Below are 9,083 nucleotides of genomic sequence, written 5' to 3'. Positions count from 1 at the left end.
GTTTGGAGGAGTATAGCGGTGTTATGAGGGCTTGGCTTCTGTGAATAACAAGGTACCATCTTGAAAGTTATCCCAGTCAGCGTGGTCGTGTAGGCAAACTACTCGTGCCGTTCGTGTGCCGTCAGAATCATAATCACTCAACACAATCTGACCTATCGGCGGCAAAGCTTTCAACTCTGCAAGTTGCTCACGCAGTGATAGCAGTTCAGTAAGCCAGGTCGCTAATTGCTTATGCTGACGACCGCACATGTTGCAATCATTTTGCTCATAGACAGCTAACGCATGTTCGATTGCTTGCTCTACAGTGAGCGCATCAGTTGATAAATTTAATTCTGCTTCACTCAGCATCTGCATTCCCCTCTACCAAGCTGGCTTCATGCTTCAGACAGTTAGGACATACCCAGCCCTCCTTGAGCTTTACCCATCCTGAATCTGTTGCTTGTTTTGCAATCTCGGAATAGCAATCAGCGGCACCTTTTTTAGAATCCCAGCCATGTGAATGAGGGCCGTCATTGTCATCCGACCAACAGCGATTGTTATTCTCATTGCGACCTTCGCCGCGTTTTTCACAACGCAATTCCATGAAGATAGTCATTATTCATCACCTTCCACACGGAATCCGGCAATGCGAATTTCTTGACGAGCTAATTGAATACCTCTTTCAAACGCCTGTTCTTCAGCATCCCAATAACCGTTTGTTTTTGGCAGTTTGACCGGTTTGAGTAGTTTCTCGTTTGCCGCTGATAACGCTGCCTCCAACTTGAGAACCTTTTGATGATTATCACAGGCCGCACCATGCCAGAACTTGTAATCAGCAAGCTCAAGGTCATTCACTTTTTTCTGTGCCGCTTCCAGTTGGGCTATCAGTGATTGCTCTCGGCTAATTAGTGGAAAGTCACCAAAGTCATCAACCGTTGTCTCGTCTTCATACTCAAGTGCGTCAAGGTCAGTAACTTCGGAATCGTCAGCGTACATGCCATCTGATTCGTTATTAGCCGCTCGTGCGTCTGCCTCTTCTCGGCTTTCTGCGTCAATATAAAAGCTTTGCGATCCGCTGCCGCTGGTGACCGTTGCGGAATAAATGAATCGCTTTAATTCCTTCATTTCAGACATAACTGTTTCCTCAGCAGATTGACTGCCGGTAATGGGGTGGGGGATTAGGCTGCCGAAAGCAGTCGCAGGCATTCTTGGCGTCGCGCTATCAGCTCTTCATTAGTTGAGCAGAACGGCGTGGGGCTGGCTGGCATATGCTCTGGCTTGAGTCGGTATATAATTCCTTTAGCTGAAATCTCTTTGGCCTCCCATCGCTCTTCCGTGAGCAAGTGGCGCATGTTAAGCACATACGTCAGGGGAATGTGTACCGATATCGTCTCGAATCCCTCACCCAATCCCTTGTAGAATGAGTCTTTATAATTCAACGTACACCCGCCAGTTGCACCACCAGACAAACGCCCACGCCCCACGCTGCCAATTGACCGGTGGAATGAGGTTATATATGCATCTGGATGGGCGCGGAGGCAGGCCAGTATTTGTTCTGGCTGCATGGTGGTTACCTGTTTGGGCTATTGGTCAGAAGGGGATATCATCATCAAAGTCCATTGGTGGTTCGTTGTTTTGGTGCGTCGCCTGCTGCTGTCCCTGTGCGTGCTGTTGTCCCCATTGCTGCTGATTTTGCGGCGCTGAACTCTTCCCTGATTCTTGCTGCTGCGGCTTTCCCTGCTTATTGCCAGCTTCGATAAATCCTAATCTGGCATTGTTTAGTTCAAGGGTAATAGACTGTCCATTTTGACCATCGTAAACATCGACTTTGATGCTTTCCCCGAACACCTCAACGATAGCGCCCTCCATGAGCACCTCCCTGTAAAACTCCGCTTGCTTGCCTTCCTTGGCAAAAATCACAGCCTGGTAGTTGGTGAATTCGTTTTTCTGCGACTTCCTGTCGTAGTAGCGAACCCCTCCACGTATTCCAAATCCTATGGAATCACCAGTGGCAAACTCCCTTGCCGGTTTCTGTAGCTTGATAGTTATTGTGTGTCCCATTACGCCGCCTTGTTTAAGTCTGAGAGCTGGTCTTGATATGCTTTGTTGGCCTTGTCAGCTAATTCAGGGTGTTGTGTTAGTCGCTTACACAGCCCGTCATAGGCATCCTTTAAAGCTATTTGGTCAGTGCACGAGATAGCCCAGCCGGTAAAATCTGCAAGGTACTGATCTGGCGTTCTTTGCTGTAGCGTGTGGGTATTGTTTTGTTGCTGTGGTTCTTGTTTTGGTGGCAATGCCCAATCCGGTAAAACAGGAGGCCGCCAGTAGATAATTTTTTGTTCTTTTGTTTTTGCCCGATTCCAACCAGATTTCTTTTCGATGCTAACCTCAGCGAACCCCTCTTCAAGCTGATATAGGTATCGACCAATACCCCACTGGACAGCAGCGCGCTTCATTGCCCCTGACATACCGCCTTTTACCGCCTCAACCTGCGTGTTCTCGGCTGCGTCCCATTTAGTGATCCACTCTTCTTCAACCTTGATGGATATCCCACACATAACGCCGCTGTCTGGAGCTGGCTGAAACTCATTGCGCCAGAATGCTTTCCCACAAACATCATCAAGGCGCTTCATGATCGCCCTATTGGTTACGTAAGCCAGCACCATGGCCCATGGTTTGGAATCTTTAGTTATCCCGCAAGACTGCACTCGCCACTCAATATCAGCGGCAGGGAACGGCTCATCTAATTTATTCAAATCCACGTTGCGCCTCCTGAATTCTTTGTTGCTGCTGACTTGTGCGCTGATCTGCATTGGCTTCTATCTGTGCCATTTCATCCGTGAATCGCAGATCGGCTATCAGTCGCGTCCATGCAACTGATTCGAGTGCTGCGTAAAATCGCTCGTCCTGCGTCATGCCGCCTCCTGAAGCTCAATTGATACCAATACATCCATTTGGTAAATACGACGCTTGGCGGCTGCGCAGGTGAGGTAATTAGCTGCCGAGCGCCTACTACCTGCTTTGCGGCAAGACTTCGCGCAATTCAGCAAGTGGTTATGCCACCACTTGAGCTCTTTTTTGGTCATAACAACCTCCGGTAATAAAGGCTGAATACCATTTCGAATAAATCGTCATCGTGCTTATCAATGGCGAGGGCAGCCATAAGTTGTAGCGCTCTGGCAATATTCATGGCTCACCTCGCTGGTTCAATGTTTTGGCAATCCAGAGCAGAAGCTCTATAAGTGGATTGCGTGGCGGTTCATCAGAGCAGCCCACGCAAGGCCACCCTGCTATACAAAAGGTATGCATGGGATACTCCGGTTTAATTAGTAAGTGATACGAACTGAGGAAATGAGGTTCTTAGCGATAGCGGCTACACATTTCTGTGCGCAATCTTCTGGCAATCCGTTTGCAATTAAGTCGGCAACTGCTTGGCGGTTGATGGTGCGACGGTGTTCTACGTCAGCCGCGCGCTTGGCATTTTCATCAGCAACACGCTTCTCTTCAGCTAAACGTGCATCTTCTTTCTGCTTGGCTTCACGTTGAACTCGCTCAGCTTCCTGCTGTGCTTTAAGTTTCTCGGCTGCGATAGCTTCCTGCTTCTCGCGCTCGACGCGTTCAGCTAATTCCTTGGCATCACGCTCAGCTTTGGCTGCGGCATCCTTGGCGGCCTGTTCCGCTCGTTCCTGAGCTAGTTTTGCATCACATTCACGTTGTTCCGCTGCTTCAATGTCATGCTTGGCTTTTTCTTCAACTTCCCGCTTCGCTTTCTCTGCGGCCTGTTGAGCTATGAATTCTTCATGGGCTTTCCGCAGGCGTTCAACTTCATCAGCTTTCGCTTTGGCGTCACGGTCGAAAGCGTCATTCATCAGCAGAGCCATCTCGTGGGCCACTTCAATTTCTGCCGCTAACTGTTCAGCTTTCTTCTTGGCTTCAGCTTCCTCCTTTAACCGGTCCTGTTCAGCCTCCCACTCAGTCAGCGAGCGGCGCGTTTCGTCGCGTATTTCATCGCATTCAATGACAAATCGACGAAGTTCGGCCTCAATGATTTTCGGCTGCTCTTTTAGGTGGCGAAGGTACTCACGCCCCGGCTTTTCGATTGCTGTCTTGCTGCGTGATACGCTGGCTGCAAGTGACGCTATCCGTGCACGGCCCTTTGCAGTCGATACATCAGGGACTTCATTAACTTCCTGCCGAATCTGGTCAAGGTATTTATCAAGGCCGTTCGTGACGTACAGTGTCGGGTAGGATTCAGGCTTAATGTCGATTACCACCAAGCCGGTGTTTTCGTCTGCCATGCTCATTTCCTTGTGTTTAGCCCACAGCAAAACACCGACAGTTGTCAGTTATTTACTCTGGGGATTGGTGGGGGGGGAGGGTTACTTCGTGTTTTCTTTAGAAGATAATCCGTTAATTTCCCTAGTTAACTGAGGAATAAATGATTCTTCGTAATTTTTAAGTCGGTCAATCCAGTAGTCCTTGCTGACATCTCCGCCATTAATCGCATCACGAAGCTTTTCTGCTAGCTCGTACGGTAGGCTATAAAGCGGGATTATTTCAGCTACTCCAGCGAGTTTCATTCCTGCTGACTGTGGTACCGATAATGCATAACACTTATGGATAATTGAGCGCGTAATTTTGTATTCACCCATATCTCACCCTCTCGCCTTAATCATTGCGTCTGCCACTCTACCCGCAGCTTGAGCCAACCGATCAGACTCTCCGTTACTACTGAAAGGTTGACCGTGAGCTAAACTACCCGATATGATTGCCGCCATTGCTTTAGCTGCGAAGTAATCTCGCAATGTCATTCCCTCCGATTCGTAGAGAGATGAACCTTCTCCTGGAACGAACGGAAACGCTGGGCCGCCTGTTTTAATTTCATCTGTCATACATCACCTCATCTAGTGGTCTTATTGCTGCCACCGGTTAAGTGGCAGGGGTAAGGTCACTAATTTGGCTCGCGTGGTGTGTGGTTATAGCGGTGCCAGCCGTCTGTAAGCTCAAAGGTCGAGTAGTGTTCGCGACGCTCTGCAAATCCAAGCTCAACTGCTAAGGCGTGTAACTCATGACGGCGCTTAATTTGCGCCATGCCAATCCAGTCAGCATCAGCCTTTCGCTTCTGGCATTGCCTTGGTGTTGAGTCACGATAATCAATTGCGCCTATCTTGCTGCTACGCTTCATGTCAGTTTTCATCTCACGCAGTATTCTCAGCATTGAGTCAATTCGCTGTTCATCAAGTGAACTCATCATTCATTCCTCATTTACCCGCCAATAAAAAAGGCCGCGTTATGCGACCTCGTTAATCTTCTTCATATTCACCCACCAACTGACTTAATTCAGCTTGCATAGGCTTCTTCCAGTTCAGTATTTGCCCCGTTTCAATATCGATATCAAGCTCGAGATAATCGCCGTAGTGGTTTCCAGGGAAGCAATCAGGGACATATTCACTTTCTAATGTTCGAATAACTTTCCCATCAGCATCAATCACATCGGCGGTAAATGTATCTCTCACTTTGATGCACGTCTTGATTCGCTTAACATCAATATCGACCTTTATGCCTAATTCAGTTTTCATTCTCTTACCCCTTAACTATGTGGTGGGCTTCTTTGCGAACGTTACGCATGACTTTCTTAATCTTTACAGCTACATAAAGAAGAATAAAACGCAGTACCAAGACCTTAAACCATCGAGGCGCTAGCGGGTGAAGTGATACGACCTTAAGGAATTTAAGCATTGCTACCTCGCTGTTAATGATTCTGACTTACGGAAGCCTGCTGCAAACTTAGCTACTTCAGGCAAACATATATTGTCCGCGCTTGGTCGCTCACTGCTGCGAATCTGAATAGGCATCGTTGCTTTGTATACCCTCGATGTGCAGCCCTCAGAGAGCTTTGTGAACGCTGCTTCAATACGGCTTGCCAGCGCTCGGTTGTCATCCTTCGCCGCGAAGAATTCACCTGTACGCTTAAATTTGCGTGTCTTTGAATTCTCTTTAGCTGGTTTGATTGTGATCGCTACCATGATTACCTCCGGTGATTGGCTTTGGTTGGGAATACCCTCTATGGGTGACCTCCACACTCTTAGCGTGACGCTCTAAGCTTGGCTAACGTGCTATCTCCCATCGTGCGCACTCAGAGAAATATTCCGCCAACTCTTGCAACCGTCACCACCATCGCGAATGGTCGACTACCGGTTAACACTGAGCTAACTCCCACCAAAGCCAACTTCTCTTTGGTCTCCCAGACTATCCGGGAGAAATCCGTCACGAGGATTGATTAGCATCTCTGCTTTCGTTCCCCGCTTTGTTAATGAGCAGCCTGTCGTCCTGACTGGCGCGGCGAGTGGTTCCTGACTGCCGCATCGATGTTTCGTTTCGATGGGTATAGAATACCATTGATATTTATTATGTAAATACCTTAGGTATTCTTAAATTAAAAAGAATATGCTTAGTATTGATTTAAAAAGGAATTTATTTTTACCGATGTGATATTTGCATATCGATCCCGGCTATCAGGCGCGAAAAATGTGCTAAATTGGGTGAAATTTATTCGTCAAGGGTGAGATATGGATAGCGAACAAGAGTTTTTCGAGCAGCAGCGCCCGGAAGTGGCGCAGGTTATCGGTACTGCTGTGATGCAGCTACTAATAGAGAGTGAGGAAGTTTCGAAGGATTCGATAGCAGAGATGATAGAGGTGCTGTATCAGGAGGAGCAGGTAACTTTAGCCGTCGAGTTAGCTATTGATATTCTGAGATTACCGCCAGAAGGCTGATTACAGGCACAAAAAACCCGGCAGCGGGGCCGGGTTTCTAAGCGACAGCATTTTACTTGATATAATATTTTGACAAAACTGCAATCAAAACAGCTACAACAAGAGATCCAATAATTTTCCAAGTTTGGTTATTAAGTTCTTTATGTAACTCAGTTTTCACTGATTGGATGTCTTCTTTTGAAGCTAGTTTATCTTTGATGATGGCCACGTCAGTTACGAGAGTGGCGACTTTGGTTTCTAAATCTTTTACTCTTTCAAGCATGTCATCACCTCCTCCATTTCCGCTACCATGTTGACGATTATCGCCCATATCCTGATTATCTGCAATGACAGGGGCTCTGGTTATGATGTTGACAGCTTCAACCATCAGTGCGCTCCCTGCGTTTTAGATACAAAAAAATAACACTCAGCTGAATGCAATATTTTCTCATTTTCCATTTGGTCTGGGGAGGAATATATGGAACAAACCACCTTATGCGCGCCTTCATTTTTAACATTCAATCCAAGAAGAGCCATGCTTTCTATGCTCACATAATCGTCAGCTGAAGGGGATGCGGCAACTAACGGTTCAGCCGATAACTTGTCTTTGGTGTCATTCATAATACTAATGTCTTCATGGAGGACATCTACAACAATTTTATATGTTTTATAGGATCTTATGAATAACCCAAAAATTATTCCAAGATTAATTCTTCCAGGAATATTTGAGACTTTAATCCAAGGTTCTGGTTGCCTAACCACCCTGGCTGGATCACCCTCTCTGATTTCGTGGGTGTAAATAAATGATATTTTTTCCATAACCAGACCTTTATTTATATTTGCTAAATATCCATGGGCTAGCAGTGGGTTAGCTGAATGTCTCTTCGGGCCACTGAGCCTTAACTACCTTCCCGATGATCCGGCAGTTATCATCAAACAATATGCTTTGATATCGAGGATTATTATTTAGTGGCTCAAGCCAGCGATAGCCATCATCCCAAACAAACTTCTTGAAAGTGACCTCTGTATCGTTATGAGTCCCTGCAACACAGAAATCGCCATATTTAACATTTTCTTGAGGATCAACAAGTATAAGCATGCCCTCAGGGAAACTTGGCTTCACACCTTGCGGGGCAGTCATTGAATGACCTGAAACCTCGAGCCAAAACGCAGAGTCGCTAGCTTTCTTGGTGGTGCTAATCCAGTCTTTTGCATCTTTCTCTGTATATGACCCTACAGCGGCAAAGGCCCCTGCCTGAACAGTTGAAAATAACGGGTATGTATAAGCGAGAATCACTGGACGTTGTGGATCTTCAGTATTTGAAGCTGCATACCCGGATACTTCTCTTGCAATTGATGGACTAAAGTCAGAGATGGAAACCTGCAAAGCCTTTGCAAACACTGAGGCTATTGGGGCATTAAGTGCATTCCTACCATTCAGGTAATGACCAACAGCACCCTGTGAGATGCCCAGATCATCAGCAATAGTATACTGCGTAATACCCAAAGTTTTTTTCTTTGACTCATACAAAGCCTTCAGTCGCTTAGCGTCTTCTAGCTGTTCTGTCGTCAATTCCTTTCTCTTTTCCATGACCTCATTCTAATAGCGATAGTATTTAACACGAAATATCTGAGGTATTGAATATAATAAATACCTGTAGTATTCTTTGTTTGATACAAAAATGGAGTGTGTCTATGAACAAAATGACTTTGGCCGATTACGCAGAGATTCACGGGCAAGCAAAGGCCGCTAGTGATTTCGGCGTTATCCAGTGCGCAATCAGTAAAGCTATTCGTGCGGGCCGTCACATTGTGGTGACGGTAATGCCAGACGGGACTGTTAAAGGCGAGGAAGTTCGTCCGTTCCCAAGTAATAAGAAAGCAGCTTAAGCACTACCGCTCTTTAACACTACTGGCCTCACCCCGGAAAGTCTGGGGCAACAAAAGTGACAAGCTCACAGCTTTGTCACGTAACAACATCTAACAAGGGAAGAGTACGCAATGGAACGTGCACAGAAACGCACTAACGCAATTGAATTGGAAGTACAGGTTATGAATGGCATCAGCAGCAAGGGCCAACTGGAAGCCGCTAGGCACGTAGGTGTTGACCGGTGCCAGATAAGCCGCTGGATATCAGGCAAGGACAGCATGTTGAGCAAGTTCTGCCGGTTGCTGGAGTTTGCTGAGATTGAGAAGCCTGAAAACATTCTGGCAATAGCTGGGAATGAGGCAAGGGAGATAGCAACGACACTTCGAATGATGCGGTTGTTGATTAACCCACAAAAGCAAAAAGCCCCTGCGCGAACAGAGGCTTCAGAACAGCAAATAACTATGTCGTTTTAACTGGAC

General features: G+C 46.7%; 20 protein-coding genes. 3 read left to right on the top strand and 17 right to left on the bottom strand.

All coding sequences use genetic code 11. The features are described from left to right. Positions 1 to 21 precede the first annotated feature (21 nt). From V1956_RS15645 to V1956_RS15580, 14 genes are all read right to left on the bottom strand, one after another. Positions 22 to 348 (bottom strand): hypothetical protein, encoded by a 327-nt coding sequence (locus tag V1956_RS15645; RefSeq protein ID WP_442825329.1) that lies wholly within the window; start codon positions 346 to 348, stop codon positions 22 to 24. Continuing rightward, positions 338 to 595, bottom strand: a complete 258-nt coding sequence (locus V1956_RS15640; RefSeq protein ID WP_420072610.1) for a hypothetical protein — start codon at positions 593 to 595, stop codon at positions 338 to 340. The genes V1956_RS15645 and V1956_RS15640 overlap by 11 nt, the downstream gene beginning before the upstream one ends. After that, the gene (locus tag V1956_RS15635; protein ID WP_442825328.1) at positions 595 to 1,113 is read right to left on the bottom strand and encodes a hypothetical protein; all 519 of its coding nucleotides are present in this window, start codon (positions 1,111 to 1,113) and stop codon (positions 595 to 597) included. The genes V1956_RS15640 and V1956_RS15635 overlap by 1 nt, the downstream gene beginning before the upstream one ends. 44 nt (positions 1,114 to 1,157) lie before the next feature. Continuing rightward, entirely contained in the window at positions 1,158 to 1,544 is a 387-nt protein-coding gene (locus V1956_RS15630) for a hypothetical protein (protein WP_420072602.1), read from the bottom strand. Between the two features lie 25 nt (positions 1,545 to 1,569). Then, positions 1,570 to 2,040 carry a hypothetical protein gene (locus V1956_RS15625; RefSeq protein WP_442825327.1) on the bottom strand — a complete coding sequence of 157 codons (471 nt, stop codon included), beginning with the start codon at positions 2,038 to 2,040 and terminating at the stop codon, positions 1,570 to 1,572. Continuing rightward, positions 2,040 to 2,741 (bottom strand): Rad52/Rad22 family DNA repair protein, encoded by a 702-nt coding sequence (locus V1956_RS15620; RefSeq protein ID WP_420072457.1) that lies wholly within the window; start codon positions 2,739 to 2,741, stop codon positions 2,040 to 2,042. Before V1956_RS15620 ends, V1956_RS15625 begins: the two co-directional genes overlap by 1 nt. Next, the gene (locus V1956_RS15615) at positions 2,728 to 2,895 is read right to left on the bottom strand and encodes a hypothetical protein (RefSeq protein ID WP_420072458.1); all 168 of its coding nucleotides are present in this window, start codon (positions 2,893 to 2,895) and stop codon (positions 2,728 to 2,730) included. Before V1956_RS15615 ends, V1956_RS15620 begins: the two co-directional genes overlap by 14 nt. Beyond that, the gene (locus tag V1956_RS15610; RefSeq protein ID WP_420072459.1) at positions 2,892 to 3,065 is read right to left on the bottom strand and encodes a hypothetical protein; all 174 of its coding nucleotides are present in this window, start codon (positions 3,063 to 3,065) and stop codon (positions 2,892 to 2,894) included. Before V1956_RS15610 ends, V1956_RS15615 begins: the two co-directional genes overlap by 4 nt. A gap of 240 nt (positions 3,066 to 3,305) precedes the next feature. After that, positions 3,306 to 4,277 (bottom strand): hypothetical protein, encoded by a 972-nt coding sequence (locus V1956_RS15605; protein ID WP_420072460.1) that lies wholly within the window; start codon positions 4,275 to 4,277, stop codon positions 3,306 to 3,308. Between the two features lie 81 nt (positions 4,278 to 4,358). Beyond that, positions 4,359 to 4,631, bottom strand: a complete 273-nt coding sequence (locus V1956_RS15600; RefSeq protein ID WP_172986540.1) for a hypothetical protein — start codon at positions 4,629 to 4,631, stop codon at positions 4,359 to 4,361. Between the two features lie 3 nt (positions 4,632 to 4,634). Continuing rightward, positions 4,635 to 4,871 (bottom strand): hypothetical protein, encoded by a 237-nt coding sequence (locus V1956_RS15595; protein ID WP_442825326.1) that lies wholly within the window; start codon positions 4,869 to 4,871, stop codon positions 4,635 to 4,637. A gap of 59 nt (positions 4,872 to 4,930) precedes the next feature. Then, positions 4,931 to 5,233, bottom strand: a complete 303-nt coding sequence (locus V1956_RS15590; RefSeq protein WP_442825325.1) for a regulator — start codon at positions 5,231 to 5,233, stop codon at positions 4,931 to 4,933. A gap of 49 nt (positions 5,234 to 5,282) precedes the next feature. Further along, positions 5,283 to 5,558, bottom strand: a complete 276-nt coding sequence (locus V1956_RS15585) for a hypothetical protein (RefSeq protein WP_442825324.1) — start codon at positions 5,556 to 5,558, stop codon at positions 5,283 to 5,285. A 162-nt stretch (positions 5,559 to 5,720) separates the two neighbouring features. Further along, on the bottom strand, positions 5,721 to 6,005 hold the full coding sequence (locus V1956_RS15580) for a transcriptional antitermination N peptide (RefSeq protein ID WP_442825323.1): 285 nt from the start codon (positions 6,003 to 6,005) through the stop codon (positions 5,721 to 5,723). A 543-nt stretch (positions 6,006 to 6,548) separates the two neighbouring features. Here V1956_RS15580 and V1956_RS15575 point away from each other — a divergent pair. Beyond that, positions 6,549 to 6,755, top strand: coding sequence for a hypothetical protein (locus V1956_RS15575; RefSeq protein ID WP_048901719.1), 207 nt, complete (start codon positions 6,549 to 6,551; stop codon positions 6,753 to 6,755). Between the two features lie 52 nt (positions 6,756 to 6,807). Here the strand turns inward: V1956_RS15575 and V1956_RS15570 are convergent, their stop codons facing one another. From V1956_RS15570 to V1956_RS15560, 3 genes are read right to left on the bottom strand one after another with little or no spacing between them, the layout of a single operon-like run. Beyond that, a complete protein-coding gene (locus V1956_RS15570) occupies positions 6,808 to 7,122 on the bottom strand; it encodes a hypothetical protein (protein ID WP_240442743.1) in 315 nt (104 codons plus the stop codon). Then, a complete protein-coding gene (locus V1956_RS15565) occupies positions 7,122 to 7,553 on the bottom strand; it encodes a hypothetical protein (protein WP_442825322.1) in 432 nt (143 codons plus the stop codon). The genes V1956_RS15570 and V1956_RS15565 overlap by 1 nt, the downstream gene beginning before the upstream one ends. Before the next feature lie 49 nt (positions 7,554 to 7,602). Then, positions 7,603 to 8,325: a LexA family protein gene (locus tag V1956_RS15560; RefSeq protein ID WP_012304433.1), complete on the bottom strand. Its 723-nt coding sequence runs from the start codon at positions 8,323 to 8,325 to the stop codon at positions 7,603 to 7,605. A gap of 104 nt (positions 8,326 to 8,429) precedes the next feature. Here V1956_RS15560 and V1956_RS15555 point away from each other — a divergent pair, with 104 nt between their 5' ends. After that, positions 8,430 to 8,624: a Cro/CI family transcriptional regulator gene (locus V1956_RS15555; RefSeq protein WP_042562436.1), complete on the top strand. Its 195-nt coding sequence runs from the start codon at positions 8,430 to 8,432 to the stop codon at positions 8,622 to 8,624. A 111-nt stretch (positions 8,625 to 8,735) separates the two neighbouring features. After that, on the top strand, positions 8,736 to 9,077 hold the full coding sequence (locus tag V1956_RS15550) for a CII family transcriptional regulator (protein WP_145580324.1): 342 nt from the start codon (positions 8,736 to 8,738) through the stop codon (positions 9,075 to 9,077). The last annotated feature ends 6 nt before the right edge of the window (positions 9,078 to 9,083 follow it).

The sequence above is a fragment of the Yersinia sp. 2540 StPb PI genome, from assembly GCF_052217165.1.
GTDB lineage: Bacteria > Pseudomonadota > Gammaproteobacteria > Enterobacterales > Enterobacteriaceae > Yersinia > Yersinia enterocolitica_E.
The sequence above is the reverse complement of the archived record's forward strand: the minus strand, read 5'-3'. Positions and strand labels throughout refer to the sequence as shown.

Bases quoted from the DNA above. Each gene is read 5' to 3' on its own strand.
- V1956_RS15645 (WP_442825329.1), bottom strand. From the start codon at position 348: ATGCTGAGTGAAGCAGAATTAAATTTATCAACTGATGCGCTCACTGTA.
- V1956_RS15640 (WP_420072610.1), bottom strand. From the start codon at position 595: ATGACTATCTTCATGGAATTGCGTTGTGAAAAACGCGGCGAAGGTCGC.
- V1956_RS15635 (WP_442825328.1), bottom strand. From the start codon at position 1,113: ATGTCTGAAATGAAGGAATTAAAGCGATTCATTTATTCCGCAACGGTC.
- V1956_RS15630 (WP_420072602.1), bottom strand. From the start codon at position 1,544: ATGCAGCCAGAACAAATACTGGCCTGCCTCCGCGCCCATCCAGATGCA.
- V1956_RS15625 (WP_442825327.1), bottom strand. From the start codon at position 2,040: ATGGGACACACAATAACTATCAAGCTACAGAAACCGGCAAGGGAGTTT.
- V1956_RS15615 (WP_420072458.1), bottom strand. From the start codon at position 2,895: ATGACGCAGGACGAGCGATTTTACGCAGCACTCGAATCAGTTGCATGG.
- V1956_RS15610 (WP_420072459.1), bottom strand. From the start codon at position 3,065: ATGACCAAAAAAGAGCTCAAGTGGTGGCATAACCACTTGCTGAATTGC.
- V1956_RS15605 (WP_420072460.1), bottom strand. From the start codon at position 4,277: ATGGCAGACGAAAACACCGGCTTGGTGGTAATCGACATTAAGCCTGAA.
- V1956_RS15600 (WP_172986540.1), bottom strand. From the start codon at position 4,631: ATGGGTGAATACAAAATTACGCGCTCAATTATCCATAAGTGTTATGCA.
- V1956_RS15595 (WP_442825326.1), bottom strand. From the start codon at position 4,871: ATGACAGATGAAATTAAAACAGGCGGCCCAGCGTTTCCGTTCGTTCCA.
- V1956_RS15590 (WP_442825325.1), bottom strand. From the start codon at position 5,233: ATGATGAGTTCACTTGATGAACAGCGAATTGACTCAATGCTGAGAATA.
- V1956_RS15585 (WP_442825324.1), bottom strand. From the start codon at position 5,558: ATGAAAACTGAATTAGGCATAAAGGTCGATATTGATGTTAAGCGAATC.
- V1956_RS15580 (WP_442825323.1), bottom strand. From the start codon at position 6,005: ATGGTAGCGATCACAATCAAACCAGCTAAAGAGAATTCAAAGACACGC.
- V1956_RS15575 (WP_048901719.1), top strand. From the start codon at position 6,549: ATGGATAGCGAACAAGAGTTTTTCGAGCAGCAGCGCCCGGAAGTGGCG.
- V1956_RS15570 (WP_240442743.1), bottom strand. From the start codon at position 7,122: ATGGTTGAAGCTGTCAACATCATAACCAGAGCCCCTGTCATTGCAGAT.
- V1956_RS15565 (WP_442825322.1), bottom strand. From the start codon at position 7,553: ATGGAAAAAATATCATTTATTTACACCCACGAAATCAGAGAGGGTGAT.
- V1956_RS15560 (WP_012304433.1), bottom strand. From the start codon at position 8,325: ATGGAAAAGAGAAAGGAATTGACGACAGAACAGCTAGAAGACGCTAAG.
- V1956_RS15555 (WP_042562436.1), top strand. From the start codon at position 8,430: ATGAACAAAATGACTTTGGCCGATTACGCAGAGATTCACGGGCAAGCA.
- V1956_RS15550 (WP_145580324.1), top strand. From the start codon at position 8,736: ATGGAACGTGCACAGAAACGCACTAACGCAATTGAATTGGAAGTACAG.